This window comes from Psychrobacillus sp. L4 (assembly GCF_042944905.1).
In the GTDB taxonomy this organism is placed as follows: domain Bacteria; phylum Bacillota; class Bacilli; order Bacillales_A; family Planococcaceae; genus Psychrobacillus.
The window spans coordinates 1,093,127-1,109,897 of record NZ_CP168496.1 but is presented as its reverse complement, the minus strand read 5'-3'; the positions used below and the strand labels follow the sequence as shown (position 1 = coordinate 1,109,897).

Below are 16,771 nucleotides of genomic sequence, written 5' to 3'. Positions count from 1 at the left end.
TTGTTTAACAAAAAAAGAAAAGGAATCCTGCTCACCTTTTTATATTAATAACGCGATTATATGAATTGTAAGAAAGTTCGAATGATAAAGCAAGTAAAAAATGAAAAAACGCAAGATAAAATCTAGGCAATCGCCTTTGACCATCATGCGTTTCACGTAAAAAAGGTACACATTTTAACACCTTTAAAAGAGCTGATTGTTTTTCAAATTTCATTGAAAAACAATCAGCTTAGTTTGCATTTAGTTAACAAGACGTTGCGCTTCCATTAGTTGGTAAGCACGAACTTTTCTTGGTAAAAATCTACGTATTTCATCTTCGTTATACCCTACTTGCAGGCGTTTTTCATCTAAAATAATTGGTCGACGTAATAATCCTGGATATTCTTGGATTAACTCATATAGTCGTTGAAGTGGAAGACTTTCCACATCGACGTTTAATTTTTGAAATATTTTAGAACGAGTAGATATAATTTCATCTGTCCCGTCTTCGGTCATTCTTAAAATTTCCTTTATTTCACTTATACTAAGTGGTTCTGAAAAAATGTTACGCTCTGTATATGGAATATCATGCTCTTCCAACCACGCTTTTGCTTTTCTACATGAAGTACAACTAGGTGAAGTAAATAATGTTACCATCAATAAAAACACTTCCTTTCAATTAGTCATTGTGTTATATAAAGTAGATTATAATTAGTTTAATGTAATGTTTTACTTTTAAAGTATACACCAATTTTTAGTTATTTAAAATATGTTTAGAAGAAAAAATTTACTATTTAAGAACTCTGTCACAATTCCGAAGAAAATATAAGCTACACTTGCACTTAAAAGCTAAATAATTCATCTATTCATCTTATACCCATCTCGTTTCTGCTTTAAACATCTTATTACAAATAAATTAGTAACATTCTCAATTAAAAATACAAATTGAAAATGACTGTTCTATTAAATAATACGTTTTCCATGAAATAAAGTTTCATGAAAATAAAAAAAAGACATAAATTTTTTATTTTCATGTCTTTTTTCCTTTAGTTCATGGTGTATATTCAACACCAGGTGTATACCTATTTCCAGCATTCCACAGTAAGTATTCGTTTATTCCTGCTTCTTTCAGAGCTTTAATTTGTGCTTCTACTTGCGCTTTTCCATATATTTGATAATTCCCAGCACCCAAGTAAGAAGCTGTAAAATCTTGAATCCACGGACGTGAAACAGGTGGATTTTCTAATTCTGCTAATTTAGCATTTTCTACTTTTGCATATTCTTGAACTAAACGGTATGGTTCTAAATCTGGTTTTTTAATACCAAAATAGGATGTCCAGTGACTTGGATAAATCATCGATGAAATGACGTCCACATTTTCCGAGATTTTAGAAAAGTTTTGCCCAATACCTGGTGCTTCTGGAAGTGTTGCAGAATATCCAAATATATCAACTGAAACTTGTGCTCCATATGGTCTTAATTTTTCTCTTGCATAGGCGACAAAATCTGTTACTGCTTGCACACGTCGCTGTACCGGATCGAGCTCAGATGACTCATACTTCCCCAACGAGTACTTAAGGGTATCTTCTCTTTTTTCAAATCCTTCAGGGAAACGAACATAGTCAAATTGTATTTCTTTAAAGCCCATTTTTGCTGCCTCAATGGCTATTTCTACGTTATGATCCCATACCTCTTGTAAAAATGGGTTAACAAAGGCCTCTCCTCGTCTATTTTTCCAAACCGTATCTCCATCGATAAATGACAATTCAGGTTTACTTTCTGCCAGTTCTGTATCTTTAAAAACAACGATCCGCGCAATGGGATAGATTTTCTTTTCTTCCATCACTTTAAGCATTGCACGAGGATCTTTTATGTATGGTTTTCCAATATTATACTTTGCTAAGGAAGAATCCTCGTTTGGTACATATGTTAAGTTTCCAAAATCATCTTTTATATCAATTACCATTGCATTTAATTCTGATGTGTCCATCAATTTTAATAAATCGTTAAACCTGGAACCTCCTGCCGAATGTCCAGTTACATATACGCCTCTTACCGCGTCTGGATAGTCAAAAGTAAGTCCAGAGTCGTAAACAAATAATTTAGATGAAGAAACGAGCGACTCGTCAATCGCCACAAAACTGAATTCTTTCGTCGAGAAATTCTTGGAAAACAAATTCATTTCAGCAAAAACAGAAGTTGGAATTAATAAAGTTGCAAATATACTCAATGAAGCTAACCATTTAATCGTATTCCTCATATAAATAATCCTTCCTTTCCCCTATACTTCTTCATTTTATCAATTATTCCATTTAAAAGAAAGGGCATTTCTACTAAGAGCTCTAGTTTTAGGAAGTGCACTTTCGCTTTTTTATCGTTACGCGCAACTTTGCGGGGATTTCTCGCAATATAGATGGCGTTATTCGCAACATTTACTTGCTTACTCGCAATGTTTTGGCTCTTTTGCGCACTATTATTGAAAAGCGAAGTGTTCTTTAAGTGCTTCTTGTCTTCACTATTCCCCGAGTACTTTGGACTAAACATCTAATCCTGCGGTTACTCGTCGCAAAATTTATATATTTTTCTAAAAAAAATCGGTCATTCAATTAAGAATGACCGACTACTTTTTACTATTTGTTAAGGACGAGAAAGCGAAATAGCCTTCATCGTTTCAAATTCTTTTTCGGAGCAATAAACAAAATGCCCTGGAGTTACTTCACGCATTGCTATTTCTTCACCTGTTTGATAGTTATGAGCAGCTGGATCGTAAGATTTACGAACACGAGTACGTTCATAATTTGGATCAGGAAGCGGAATTGCAGACAGTAGTGACTGCGTATAAGGATGTAGCGGATTACTGTACAAATCCTCTGCTGGTGCAAGCTCTACCAATTTTCCAAAATACATAACACCAATACGGTCAGAGATATATTTTACCATGGATAAATCATGCGCAATGAATAAATACGTTAATCCTTTTTCCTTTTGTAATTCTTTTAATAAGTTTACAACCTGTGCTTGAATCGAAACGTCCAATGCAGATATTGGCTCATCTGCAATAATAAACTCAGGATTTACTGCAAGTGCTCTTGCAATACCTAAACGTTGACGTTGACCACCTGAAAATTCATGCGCATAACGATCCGCATGTTCGCGATTTAAACCAACTGTTTCTAATAACTCCACAACTCGTTCTTTTCGTTCTTTTGGATTTTTTACAAGCCCATGAATATCTAGACCTTCTGCAATGATATCCAGTACTTTCATACGTGGATTCAAAGAAGCATATGGATCTTGGAAAATCATTTGCATTTTGCGATTGAAAATTTTTAAATCTTTTTTAGATTTTTTATCATGTACATTTACACCGTCATATATTACTTCGCCATCTGTAGCATCGTAAAGACGAATGATTGAACGACCTGTTGTAGATTTACCACAACCTGATTCACCAACGATACCTAATGTTTCACCTCTATAAATATCAAAGCTTACATCATCAACGGCGCGAACTTCATTTGGCTTACCTTGATTGAAATATTGTTTTAAATTTTTAATTTCTAATAATTTTTCAGCCATTAGTAAGCACCTCCTTCCGTTCCATCATAATAACGACTTCCTGGAAATTTTTTCATTCGTTCGATTACAGAAACTGGAGGCTCTACTTGAGGAGCGTCCGGATGTAATAACCAAGTTGCTGCATAATGAGTATCACTAACTTTAAAGAATGGTGGAGCCTCTTCTAAATCTATTTTAAGTGCATATTCACTACGTAGAGCAAAAGCATCTCCTTTTGGTGGATACAATAAATCTGGAGGAGTACCTGGAATTGCATACAACTTTTCTTCCTCCACATCTAGTGAAGGCATTGAACTTAATAATCCCCAAGTATATGGATGCTGCGGATTATAGAAAATTTCATCTACTGTACCAATTTCCACAATTCGTCCACCATACATGACGGCTACGCGGTCTGCAACGTTTGCTACAACACCTAAGTCATGAGTAATAAAGATAATCGACGTATCAATTTTCTTCTGTAAATCCTTCATTAACTCTAAAATTTGTGCTTGTATCGTAACGTCAAGTGCCGTTGTTGGTTCATCCGCAATAAGAACTTGTGGATTACATGCAAGCGCAATAGCAATTACAATACGCTGACGTTGTCCACCAGAGAATTGATGTGGATATTGCTTAATACGTGCTTCCGGTTTTGGCATACCAACTAAACGTAGTAAATCGACTGCTACTTTTCGAGCTTCTACTTTACTAACTTTTCGGTGCTTTAAAATAGGCTCCATAATTTGCTTGCCGATTGTCATGGTTGGATTTAAAGATGTCATTGGATCTTGGAAAATCATCGAAATGTCTTTCCCACGGATCTTTTGCATTTCTTTATCCGTTAATTTTGTTAAATCTTTTCCATTAAATAAAATTTGACCATTTTTAAATTCAGAGCTATGTTCAGGTAACAATCGCATTATTGCCTTTGTCGTAACGGACTTACCAGAACCAGACTCTCCAACAATTGCAAGGGTTTCTCCTTTTAATAAGTCGAAATTTACGCCACGAATAGCTTTAACTTCGCCTGCAAAAGTATGGAAGGAAAGCTCTAGGTCTTTAACTTCTAATATTTTCTCCATTTGGCTTTCCCCCTTTAGTCTTTCATCTTAGGATCAAATGCGTCGCGTAATCCATCACCTAATAAGTTAAATGCAATCATCAGTAAACTTAAAATAATGGAAGGAAACAATAAAACATGTGGTTGGAATTGAATGAGCTTGTATCCGTCATTAATAAGTGTACCTAGTGATGCAGTTGGTGGCTGTAGGCCTAATCCAATAAAACTTAGAAAGGCTTCAAAGAAAATCGCACTTGGTATAGTGAACATCGTGTTAATAATAATAATCCCAATAATATTAGGTAAAATATGTTTTGAAATGATTCGTCCATTACTTGCCCCTAAAGTTCGAGACGCCAGAACAAATTCTTGATTTTTAAATTTTAATACTTGACCACGTACAACCCGTGACATTCCTATCCATCCAGTAATCGTAATTGCAATAATTATCGCTGTAAGTCCTGGCTCCATGAAAAGAATCATCAGGATAACAATAACTAAGGTTGGGATACCGTAAAGAATTTCAACTATACGTTGCATAATATCATCCACACGGCCACCGTAAAATCCTGATATCCCTCCGTAAGCAACCCCAATAACCATATCGATTAAAGCAGCCATAAATGCGATGAATAATGAAATTTGCGTACCTTTCCAAACACGTGAGAACATATCACGCCCTAGACCATCTGTACCAAACCAATAATACGTATCTACTTTTTTCATTTTATATAAATCCACTTCTTTTCCACCTAATGTTCCAACACCATCAAATATTCCGAGTTTTTCAAGCCCCGGAACTTTAGGAGGCAAGTTAGCATGTGTAATTGTTTGGGTTTCAGCATCATGTGGACTAATCATTGGACCAACAAAAGCCATGATGATGATAAAGAACAAGATGAACACACTAACAATAGCAGCTTTATTTTTACGAATACGCAACCAAGCATCTTGCCAAAAGCTCAGGCTAGGTTTAGAAATTCGCTCTGCATGCGTACTATCAATATGAACTCTTTCAAATGAATCAGCAGGTAAATTTTTCATATCTTGACTCATTAATTACTACCTCCTGACAAACGTATACGTGGATCGATTATTCCGTAAAGAATATCTACTACGAATATTATAACAATTAAGAATGCAGAGTAGAACAAAGTTGTACCCATGATAATAGAGAAGTCATTTGAGACGATCGATTTAACGAATTGCTCACCAATCCCCGGGATTGCAAATATCTGTTCAATTACAAGGGATCCTGTAACTAATCCTGCTGCTAATGGCCCTAAAACTGTTACAAGGGGTATGAGAGCATTACGGAAAGCATGTTTAAATGCCACTTCAAATCCGCTTGCACCTTTCGATTTTGCCAGTGTAATATAATCAGAACTCAGTACTTCAATCATTTCTGTTCGAATAAAACGAGATGATGTAGCGAGTGGACCCATTGCTAATGCTATGGAAGGAAGCACACTGGACATCCAACCGTCTTTCCATAACGCTACAGGGAAGTAACCCAATTTTACTGCAAGCCAATATTGAAGCATTGTTGCAAAAACGAAAGATGGAATAGAGATACCAACGATAGCTATAAGTGTACTGCCATAATCCCAAATCGTATTTTGCCTTAAGGCAGCAATCATCCCTAACAAAATACCAACCGCAACACCTAATATTAATCCTTGAGAACCAATAAGAAAAGAAGGTCCCATACGTTTTACAATTAAATCCGTGACACTCGCATTCTTGAATTGGAATGAGTTACCTAAATCACCTTTTGCTAAGTTAAGCATGTATTTACCATATTGAACTGCTACCGGCTGATCTAATCCGTATTTCGCTTCCACCATCGCAAGTTGGGAAGGGGATAGTTTTGGAGCTGAGCTAATCGGGGACCCTGGAAGCGCCTTCATTAAGAAAAATGTTGCTGTTGCAATCAGGAAAAACGTAATAAACATATAAATTACACGTCGAATAATATATTTCGCCATCTTTGCACCTCCTAAATATAATATGTTCTATCAGACTATTTAAATATATATATATATCTAAACAGAAAAGTTTAGTAATTGTCAAAACCAAAATTATAAATAAAATATTTAGTAAATTCTGCTTCATTTAAAAAGAGAGTATATGGCCCCCAGTGGATACCATATACTCTCTACCTATGAGATTTTTAGGACTAGATTTCCTTACTTTTTACCTTCGATATAAGCCCATTTGAAGCTATAGTCTCCACCGAATGGGTGTGCAATAATACCTTTTACATATGGTTTTACAAGAAGTAATTTACCACGTTGATAAATTGGTGCAATAGCATGATCTTGTTCAACGATGATTTTTTCTGCTTTAGCCATTGCTTCCCAACGTTTTTCAGGATCAAGTGCTAATGAACCATTAATATCTTTTAATAATTGATCATATTCAGGATTTGAATAGGACATTTGGTTATTTCCGCCTTTAGTTTCCCATAAGCTTAAGAATGAGAATGGATCTTGGTAATCAGGACCCCATCCAGCAACTTGGATATCATAATCTTGATTTGTATCAAGATCAAGACGAACAGAGAAAGGTACTTCTTTAAGCGAAATTTTTAATCCAGGTAAGTTAGTTTCTAATTGATTTTTTAAATACTCATCCATTTTTTTAGCAGTATCTGAGTCTCCACCAAGAATTTCTAAAGAAAGATCTTTCAATCCTAGTTCAGCTAAACCTTTTTCCCATGCTGCTTGTGCTTCTTCTACATTGAATGTAGACATATCTCCGTTCACATCACGGAAGTCATTACCATCTGCATCAAATGAGAAATCCTTCGGAATCATGAAATTAGCTGGAAAAGAACCATTAGCTAATACTACCGATGTTAAATCCTCTTTGTTAAACGCCTTTGAAATAGCTTCACGAATGTTAATGTTTGCTAATGGAGATTTTTTACCAAGACGCTCTTGGTTAAATTTGAACCAATAAACAGCTGTATCTGCTTCCACTTGTGTTTCTGGATCATCAGCATATTGCAGTGCAAAATCCCCTGAAAGAGCAACTTTATCTTTATCCCCTTGAGTATAAAGGTTAACTGCAGTAGAAATTTCTTTTATTACGTCATAATTAACTTCTGTAAGTTTTACAGTATCTTTATCCCAGTACTGATCATTTTTAACAAGTTTCCAAGTTAAACCAGTTCCATCCCAATTAGTAAGTGTAAATGGACCGTTGTAAAGTAAAGATTCTGAGTTTTTCGCGTAGTTATCACCTTGCGCTTTAACAAACTCTTCTTTAAGCGGATAGTATGTTCCAAATGACATTAATGATAAGAAGTAAGGAATTGGTTTTTCAAGTGTAACTTCTAAAGTCTTTTCATCAAGAGCTTTTACACCAAGTTCATTGAAATCTTCTTTTCCTTCAGAAATTGCTGTAGCATTTTTAAGAACACCATTCATCATGTATGGACCATATTCAGATGCCGTAGCTGGGTTCATAGCACGTTTCCAAGCATATTCAAAATCATTCGCTGTAATAGGAGAGCCATCAGACCAGTTTGCATTACGAATTTTAAATGTGTAAACTAATCCATCTTCTGAAATAGTAGGTTCACCATCAGAAATTGCAGGAATTGCAACGTTTTCTTCATTCAAACGATATAATCCTTCGCCGACGTTGTTAAGAACTTCAAAACTAACAGCGTCAGTTGCTAAAGATGTATCCATAGTCGGAATTTCTGCAGTCTGAATTATATTAAGAACTTGGTCTTCATCAGGCGCCGCTACCTCTTCTGTTGTTTTTGGATCTTCTTTTTCTTTTTCTTTATCTGTAGTTTTAGTACCTTCTTCTTTGTTGCCACATGCAGCAAGGAAAAGACTAAGAACTAACATAAAGCTAAAAAGCCATAAAAACTTGCTTTTTTTCAAAATAATTACCCCCTTTAAATTTTCAGAAAAATTCATTACAATACTTATTATACATTTTCCTCATAACTTGTACAGGTTTTTTACTATAATTTTTACAATGTTATAACAAAATCATTACATTGTCCTAACAATTGTGAATCTTTGGAAAGGGTTTTTAATTCTTTTTACAATTATTAACTAAAATTTTGATTATTTTTTGCCTATCTTCTATAATCTATTCTTGTAGAGGTGAAATATGAAAACAAAAATTATATATTTTTTAAGCTTACAACTCATCATTTTCATACTAATGTTTTTATTTTATGGAAAAATAGACCTAATTTCGTATGCTAATATGTCGTTCTATGCAGGAGGACTAATTACGTTCTTCGGTTTAATGTCGTATGTTGTTGCTGGAGGTTTTTTTGACTTTTTCACAGAAAGTTCTAGAAAGGTTTTTACGCCGAAGCGTATGAGAAAAGAAGCGAGTAAGATGCGATTGCCTTCCGAAGTTTTTTCTTTTCCATGTAAGCCAATTATTGCTTTAGGGTTATCTAGCTTGCTTTGTATGTGTATTGTTTTGTTTGTTTATTATAGTTAAGTTTTCAGCTTGATTTTTGAGTTTCTTCTATACTATAATGTTCAAAACAATACAAAATGCATTGACGGAGAGAAGTATATTTGAATATGTATGTGTAGAGAGTCTGTGATTGGTGTAAACAGATCATACATTCAAATAGAATGGGCTTTTGAGCAGTATATGTGAACTTGAAGTAGCATATACCGTCCCCTTCACGTTACGAAGAAGAGTGGCTAATTTTCTTTTAGCAAACTGGGTGGTACCACGGATTATACATCATTCGTCCCTTTTTATAGGGATGTATGATGTTTTTTTATTTTTTAAGGAGGAAAAAAGATGAAGAAAATATTTTCAGGTGTACAACCAACAGGAACTATCACGCTCGGGAATTATATTGGTGCTTTCAGACAATTTATAGCACTACAAGATGACTATAATTGTGTATTTTGTATAGTCGACCAACATGCCATTACTGTAGCACAAGATCCAAAGGAGTTAAGTAAATATATCCGTTCACTTGCTGCATTATATCTTGCTGTAGGTATCGATCCAGAAAAATCTACGTTATTCATTCAGTCGGAGGTACCCGCACATGCGCAAGCAGGTTGGATTATGCAATGCATGTCTTATATTGGCGAATTAGAAAGAATGACACAGTTTAAAGACAAATCAGACGGTAAGGATGCGGTTTCGGCTGCCTTACTAACGTACCCTCCATTAATGGCTGCTGATATTCTTTTGTACCAAACCGACATTGTTCCAGTAGGAGACGACCAAAAACAACATGTTGAGTTAACGCGCGATTTAGCAGAAAGATTTAATAAACGCTACGGGGAAGTCCTTACTATTCCTGAAATCCAACTTCCGAAAAGCGGAGCACGAATTAAATCACTTCAAGATCCTCTAAAGAAGATGAGTAAATCCGATCCGAACTTAAAAGCAACCATCCGTATTTTAGACACACCAAAAGAAATTGAAAAGAAGATTAAAAGCTCTGTAACGGATTCTGAAGGCATTGTTGCTTATGATCCTGAAAATAAACCGGGAGTTTCCAATTTACTAACGATCGAAGCTGCGTTAACAAATGTCTCGATTGAATCGCTTGTACAAAAATACGAAGGAAAAGGTTACGGTGATTTTAAAGCCTCAGTTGCGCAAGTGATAAATGATCACTTTGCTCCAATCCAAGCTCGTTACGAACAATTATTACATTCTACAGAGTTGGATGACATTTTAGATCGAGGTGCAGAAAAAGCGAATACGCTTGCTCAACAAACCTTGTCTAAGATGGAAGCCGCAATGGGCCTCGGAAGAAGACGATAACCGATAAAGAAAAAAGAGATAAACAGAATAAAACAAATTCATTTGAACTTAGTATAAACAGAACTACAGCGTTCCAAGAGTGTCCTAATGCTAAATAGTTTAAATATAAGACTAAATGAGAACAACTAATTACTGCCAATCCATAACTGATTAAAAAAAGTAAAAGTCTAATATGTATCACATCCTTCTTAAACCATATGAAAAACCGTTCCTAAACTTTCGTCAAGGAACGGTTTTTTATTAATTATTTTGTTGATTTAACTCCAGTATCAGAAACTAATTCAATATCTTGTAATTCTGTTGGAGTAGAGTAGTCAATGCTGTAATTTTTCACACGTTTGTTTACTGGTACTAACTCATAACGGTACAAAGTTGGAATAACAGGAGCTTGTTCAGCCATGTATTCTTGCCAAGCACGGAATTGGCCAGCACGGTAATCAGCATCAAATGCTTCCGGTGAGTCAATATTTTTTAGTGTTTGCTCTAAGAAATCAGAAGAGAAACGGCTAAAGTTGAATTGAGCATTTTTAGAGTAAAGACCTCCTGGAGATGGGTTTGAACCTGTTCCCCATGCAGCCATGAAAATATCGATTTCTGGATCGTCAGCTTTTACTTTGTCATAGAAGCTGTTGAACTCAATTGTACGACCTGTAGTTAATGTTACATTTAAACCAACGTCTTTCCAGTTTTGTAAATAGAATTGAACAATATCTTCAACGACATCGTCACCCGACATTGTAGCGAATTTAATTTCGAAAGGTTTTCCATCTTTATCTTCACGGATTCCATCGCCATCAACATCTTTATAGCCAGCTTCATCTAATAATGCTTTCGCTTTTTCTGGGTCAAATGTATACCCTTCTAAAGAAGAGTCATAGAAAGATGCGAACACTGGTGGTATTAAAGAGTTAGCACGTTCACGTAATCCATTATAGTAAACTTCTGCTACTTGCTCTACATCAATTGCATAACCCATAGCTTGACGTAATTTCACATCACCCATTTTTGAACCTTCAAGATCTGTTTTAACAACACCATTTTCATAATCATATTTACCTAATTTAAATCCAAGATACGCATAGTAAAGCTCTTGACGTCCTAAAACATCGATGTTATCAAAGTCTTTAATTTCTTCCATTTTGGAAGCACTGAAACTTGTAGCAATATCATATTCCCCTTGTTGCAATGCTACTGAAACAGAGCTTGATGGAACAACCTTAATTAGAACTCCATCTAATTTTGGTTTGCCTTTCCAATAGTTTTCGTTTGCTACAAATTGAACAGATTCTCCTGGTACGATTTTATCGTATTTGAATGCACCTAAAGTTACTGGATTTTTACGAACTGCATCCGATTCTACTAAATCTGCAATAGGAATATCTTTGATGATATGACTTGGTGCTGCATATCCCCATAATCCATCCCCGCCACTAAAAATTGCAGGTGATAATTTAGTAAATGACATTTCTAATGTAGTGTCATCCACTTTCTTCAGACCTGAAATTGTGTCCGATTTACCATCATGGTATTCTGTCGCTCCAATGATGTTTTCAAAGTCTTCATCATAACGAACACCAGTATAATCTTTATTACCGATAATTAAGTAAGGTTGGATTAAGTCTTCGATTGTAAGTGGTTCTCCGTCAGACCATTTTACACCATCACGAATTTTAATCGATACTTTGTTGTTGTCTTGATCAACTGTCATGCTTGCAATACCTTTATCTGTTAACAAGAAATCTCCATCTGATTCAAATAGAGAGTTACTAGCATAAGCCATGATTTCTGAATCATATCCATCATCATATAATTCATATGAGAAGATACCTTTGAAAGGCTCATCTTTTACAAGTGCAACTTTTAAAACGCCACCACTAATTGCATCCCCATCATTTGTAACTTCTTTTGGGAATAATGAAGAATCATCAGCAACTTCCTCCGCTGGATCTTCTTCTTTTGTAGTATCTTCTTTTGTAGTATCTTCTTTTTTGACGTCGTCAGTACCTTTTGCAGGCTCTTCGCTATCCTTGTTACAAGCACCAAGAACAAGCATGAAAGCTAAAAGTACCGCAAGTAATGTCCAAAGCTTTTTAGTCATTTCTATTTCCTCCTTTTTATTCTCTATTATTTCTATATCAAACGGTAAACGTTTAATACCAAATTCGAATTGGTTTTATCCAAGACGTTGTTTTGCATCTGCCGAACGGCGTAATGCCTGACCTACATAATTGATCCCTAACATCATTAACAATATAAATATAGATGCTGGTAACCACACCCACCACTTTTCTTGCAACACAAGTGGGTTATTTGCATAACTAATTAATGTTCCTAAACTTGGGGTTGCTGGTGGCAGCCCAAATCCTAGAAAAGATAACCCTGTTTCAATACCGACGTTTCCGGCAAAGTTTAATGTCATCTCAACAATTAAGATAGAACTTAAATTGGGCATTATTTCTTTGAAAATTATTACAAATCCGCTTGTTCCTACCGTTTTTGATGCGTTCACATAATCTCGTCGACTTTCTGATAATGCTTTACTACGTACGAGTCGTGCAGTACCTGTCCAGAGGAATATACTCAAAATTAGGATGAACATCGTAATTGTATATTTTGGAATAATTGTAACGAATACGATTATTAACATTAATGAAGGTATAGTAATGAAAAAATCAATAATTCGCATAAAAATATTATCGATCCATCCACCGAAATAACCACAAATTAAGCCAACAACAATACCGAATATCCCAGTAATTAGTGTAATAAAAATGGCAATTTCAATTGAATTTTTAGCTCCAATTATAAGCTGCCCAAGAATATCTTTCCCTCCTTGGTCTGCTCCTAAAAAGAATTTATCGCCAGGTGGAGCATATTTATCTCTTAAACTAACTCGCATTAAAGTTTGTTCATCAATAAGCTTTGCCCATATAAAAACACCAATAATGACAATTACTAGTGCAATAAGTGAAAACATTGCCAACTTATCTTTTTTAAACTCTCGAAAAATAACTTGCAGCCCAGTAGCTGGAGCATTTATTTCAACTTTTTCTTTCTTATTCGTTTGAGCACTCATGTTTATTCACCTCTCCTTAACATATAATTCGCCTATTCTATCCTTATTCTTGGGTCAACAATGCTCATAATAATATCGGACAGTAGACTACCTAATAATGTTAAGAAGCCAAATAACATAACAAGTGCTGTAATTACACTGTAATCACGTGATCCAATAGATGAAATAAATAGCTGTCCCATCCCTGGATAACCGAAGATTGTTTCAATGAAGATAGAACCACCTAATAATCCAGTTATTGTAAAACCTAAGAAAGCTGCTATCGGTAGTAATGAGTTTCTTAAAATATGTCTAGAATATACTTTTTTAATCGGAATACCTTTACTTCGTGCTGTTCGCACATAATCTTGACTTTTAGAATCAATGATTTCCGAACGTAAATACTGAATAACGCCAGTAGTTGCTAAAATTGCATAAGTTATGGCTGGCAACAACATATGGTAAAGTTTACTCCATAAGTATCCAAAAGTACCTGCATCATATTGAATATCTACGCTACCGACCGTTGGGAACCAATGTAATTTATATCCGAATAGAAATAAGAAAATTAAGGATAAAACAAATGTCGGAATTGCATAAACTACAAAGCTATACAATACGATTGCTTTATCTAATAGCGTGTCTTGATAACGACCTGCTAAAATCCCAAGTGGAATGGCTATTAAATATAATAAGACTGCGCTTACTAAAGATAGCCAAAAAGTATTTAAAGCACGTTCACCGATTAAAGTTGACACTTTAATCTTATATGTGTAGCTTTTCCCGAAATCTCCTTGTACCGCATTTATCATCCAGTGAGCGTATTGTTCATACCATGGATCATTTAAACCGGCCAACTCACGTAGTTCATCAATGCGGTTAGCATCCGTTTGTGGAGTTATCATCCCTGTAAAAGGATCTCCTGGCATAAATTTTGCCATAACGAAAATTAATAAACTTAGAACGAGTAGCTGAGGAATCATGATTAACGTACGTCTTACGATTGTTTTCCACATATTACATGCCCCCCTTTTCGTGAGCATTCATCGCTACAAAATGTGTATCTGTCAATTGTTTTAAGTCAAATACTCTTCCGTTTGGATCATAATAATTTTTATGCTCAATTACATAATCAGATTCCACTTTAATACGTTCTCTTTTTCGAACATCCCTACCAATTGGATTTACATCTGGAATAGCTGATAATAATCGCTTCGTATAAATATGTTGAGGATTCGTATAAATGTCTTCTCGATTACCAGACTCTACGAATCTACCTTTATACATGATAGAAACATGTTCACACATATGTTTTACGACCCCTAAATCATGCGAGATAAACAAGTAGCTTAACCCAAATTCCTCTTGTATATCTTTCATAAAGTTCAACACTTGCGCTTGAACGGAAAGGTCTAACGCTGATACTGGTTCATCTGCAATAATTAACTTTGGGTTACAGGCAATAGCACGCGCAATCCCAATTCGTTGCTTTTGACCACCTGAAAATTCATGTGGGTATTTTACTTTCGCCTCTTCACTCATTCCGACGATTGCTAATAACTCATTGATTTTTCGTTTTTCTTCATCAGGTGTTAACTTCAAAAAATTACGTATTGGCTCTGCAATAATATCTTGCACGCGTTTACGTGGATTAAGACTGGAATTGGCATCTTGGAAAATCATTTGTATATCACGATTGAACGTAGAATTAGGGTTACGACGTTTATTTGTAACATCTTCCCCTTCATAAATAATGGATCCAGATGTTATTTTTTCAAGTCCAATAATTGATTTACCTGTAGTTGATTTTCCACAACCTGATTCCCCAACTAAACCATAAGACTTTCCTTTTTCGAATTCTAAACTGATCCCATCCACTGCATGAACATTATCAATAACTGTATTGAAAAATCCACCACGAATTGGATAGTGAACACGTAAATCATTAATTTGCATAAAACTCATCGTGAATTTCCTCCTTCTTCACTTTCAAAATGAAAGTGCTTCCAGCAAGTACATCTAACTAAATGCCCTGGAGAAACTTCATGAAGTGTTGGTTTTTCTTCATGTGCGATACCTGGAATCCATGGAATCCTCGTCGAAAATCGACATCCAGTTCTTGGTAATTTCATCAGTGAAGGAACCATTCCTTGAATTACTTGAAGTTTTTCATTTTCACTATTCATTTGTGGTATAGAGTTGAATAATGATCGTGTATAAGGATGCTTTGGATTAGAAAACAAATCTTCTACTGAAGCTTCTTCAATAATTTCCCCGGCGTACATAACAGCAACCCGGTCAGCTACTTCCGCTACAACACCTAAATCATGGGTGATTAAAATGATTCCCGCACCTGTTTCTGCTTGGAGATCTTTTAACAAATCCAATATTTGAGCTTGTATTGTAACGTCTAAAGCAGTTGTCGGTTCATCCGCAACAATGACCTTAGGCTTACAAGAAATTGCAATTGCTATAATTACACGCTGTCTCATACCACCAGATAACTGATGTGGAAATTGCTTTGCAGTTCTCTTAGGGTTAGGAATACCAACTTGCGTCAACAATTCTAGGACACGTTTTTCCCTATCATTTTTAGACATTTTTGTATGGTATATTAGTCCTTCTTCTATTTGATCACCTATACGCATAAGTGGATTTAAAGCAGATAAAGGATCTTGGAATATCATTCCAATCTCTTCACCTCTTACTTTATTAAACTTTTCTTCATCAAGGATTGCTAGGTTTTCTCCGTTGTAATTAATCTCACCTTGTACTCTTGTTTTATTATGATCATGAAGTCCGATAATAGATGTTGCTAGTGTACTTTTTCCACAACCAGATTCTCCAACGATTGCAAGAATTTCATTTTTCTTTAATGTAATCGATACGCCATCGACTGCATCATAATATGTATCTTTAATGCGAAAACCAGTGTGTAAATCTTTAATTTCTAACAGTTCATTTGTCATGTTTAAAATAAAACTCCCTTCCTTCATCAGACTTCCAACGATTCTCATCCGTTTCTTCCCTTGACGTTAAATTGCTCGAATGCATGGTATTTTCTGTAAGGTACTTTTTTATCTCTATACACAACCCTAAATTTCAATTTTTCTGTTAACTTACCTCTCAAGTGTAAATTCTATTACAATCTCATTACAATCGCAATACATTTTTTTATTATTCCCTTAATTTACTCTTTTTTGAAATTTAGCAAATCTCTTTAAAGCCAGTCATATCAATACTTTCATTTAAATTATCTAATTTAATAAATTATTTTAACTAGATAATTGATTCCACCAATTTCGACAGTATAATACAATGAATTGGAATTT

General features: G+C 35.0%; 14 protein-coding genes and 1 other annotated feature. Of the genes, 2 read left to right on the top strand and 12 right to left on the bottom strand.

All coding sequences use genetic code 11. The annotated features are described in order from the left end of the window. Window positions 1–240: 240 nt before the first annotated feature. The 7 genes from spxA to ACEPXG_RS05100 form a co-directional block, all read right to left on the bottom strand. Window positions 241–636 carry a transcriptional regulator SpxA gene (gene spxA, locus ACEPXG_RS05130; RefSeq protein ID WP_151701971.1) on the bottom strand — a complete coding sequence of 132 codons (396 nt, stop codon included), beginning with the start codon at window positions 634–636 and terminating at the stop codon, window positions 241–243. A gap of 394 nt (window positions 637–1,030) precedes the next feature. Further along, window positions 1,031–2,239 (bottom strand): putative glycoside hydrolase, encoded by a 1,209-nt coding sequence (locus ACEPXG_RS05125; RefSeq protein ID WP_391208151.1) that lies wholly within the window; start codon window positions 2,237–2,239, stop codon window positions 1,031–1,033. 377 nt (window positions 2,240–2,616) lie between these two features. After that, the gene (locus ACEPXG_RS05120) at window positions 2,617–3,558 is read right to left on the bottom strand and encodes an ABC transporter ATP-binding protein (protein ID WP_391208149.1); all 942 of its coding nucleotides are present in this window, start codon (window positions 3,556–3,558) and stop codon (window positions 2,617–2,619) included. After that, window positions 3,558–4,622 (bottom strand): ABC transporter ATP-binding protein, encoded by a 1,065-nt coding sequence (locus tag ACEPXG_RS05115; RefSeq protein ID WP_391208147.1) that lies wholly within the window; start codon window positions 4,620–4,622, stop codon window positions 3,558–3,560. Before ACEPXG_RS05115 ends, ACEPXG_RS05120 begins: the two co-directional genes overlap by 1 nt. Window positions 4,623–4,636: 14 nt before the next feature. Further along, window positions 4,637–5,656, bottom strand: coding sequence for an oligopeptide ABC transporter permease (opp3C, locus tag ACEPXG_RS05110; RefSeq protein ID WP_391208145.1), 1,020 nt, complete (start codon window positions 5,654–5,656; stop codon window positions 4,637–4,639). Beyond that, window positions 5,656–6,588, bottom strand: coding sequence for an oligopeptide ABC transporter permease (gene opp3b, locus ACEPXG_RS05105; RefSeq protein ID WP_391208143.1), 933 nt, complete (start codon window positions 6,586–6,588; stop codon window positions 5,656–5,658). The genes opp3C and opp3b overlap by 1 nt, the downstream gene beginning before the upstream one ends. 201 nt (window positions 6,589–6,789) lie before the next feature. Further along, a complete protein-coding gene (locus ACEPXG_RS05100; protein WP_391208141.1) occupies window positions 6,790–8,502 on the bottom strand; it encodes a peptide ABC transporter substrate-binding protein in 1,713 nt (570 codons plus the stop codon). A 235-nt stretch (window positions 8,503–8,737) separates the two neighbouring features. Here ACEPXG_RS05100 and ACEPXG_RS05095 point away from each other — a divergent pair, with 235 nt between their 5' ends. Then, window positions 8,738–9,082 carry a DUF3899 domain-containing protein gene (locus ACEPXG_RS05095; RefSeq protein ID WP_391208139.1) on the top strand — a complete coding sequence of 115 codons (345 nt, stop codon included), beginning with the start codon at window positions 8,738–8,740 and terminating at the stop codon, window positions 9,080–9,082. Between the two features lie 52 nt (window positions 9,083–9,134). Beyond that, window positions 9,135–9,352, top strand: a binding site (T-box leader). Window positions 9,353–9,397: 45 nt separating this feature from the next. Next, entirely contained in the window at window positions 9,398–10,384 is a 987-nt protein-coding gene (gene trpS, locus ACEPXG_RS05090) for a tryptophan--tRNA ligase (protein WP_391208138.1), read from the top strand. 244 nt (window positions 10,385–10,628) lie between these two features. Here trpS and ACEPXG_RS05085 read toward each other — a convergent pair whose 3' ends face one another. The 5 genes from ACEPXG_RS05085 to ACEPXG_RS05065 all read right to left on the bottom strand — a co-directional run bounded on the left by ACEPXG_RS05085 (window position 10,629) and on the right by ACEPXG_RS05065 (window position 16,456). After that, window positions 10,629–12,482 (bottom strand): oligopeptide ABC transporter substrate-binding protein, encoded by a 1,854-nt coding sequence (locus ACEPXG_RS05085; RefSeq protein ID WP_391208136.1) that lies wholly within the window; start codon window positions 12,480–12,482, stop codon window positions 10,629–10,631. 75 nt (window positions 12,483–12,557) lie between these two features. Then, entirely contained in the window at window positions 12,558–13,460 is a 903-nt protein-coding gene (locus ACEPXG_RS05080) for an ABC transporter permease (protein WP_391208134.1), read from the bottom strand. 32 nt (window positions 13,461–13,492) lie between these two features. Then, window positions 13,493–14,455, bottom strand: a complete 963-nt coding sequence (gene opp4B, locus ACEPXG_RS05075; protein ID WP_391208132.1) for an oligopeptide ABC transporter permease — start codon at window positions 14,453–14,455, stop codon at window positions 13,493–13,495. A gap of 1 nt (window position 14,456) precedes the next feature. Then, window positions 14,457–15,404 carry an ATP-binding cassette domain-containing protein gene (locus ACEPXG_RS05070; RefSeq protein WP_391208130.1) on the bottom strand — a complete coding sequence of 316 codons (948 nt, stop codon included), beginning with the start codon at window positions 15,402–15,404 and terminating at the stop codon, window positions 14,457–14,459. Continuing rightward, a complete protein-coding gene (locus tag ACEPXG_RS05065) occupies window positions 15,401–16,456 on the bottom strand; it encodes an ABC transporter ATP-binding protein (RefSeq protein ID WP_391208128.1) in 1,056 nt (351 codons plus the stop codon). Before ACEPXG_RS05065 ends, ACEPXG_RS05070 begins: the two co-directional genes overlap by 4 nt. Between the last annotated feature and the right edge of the window lie 315 nt (window positions 16,457–16,771).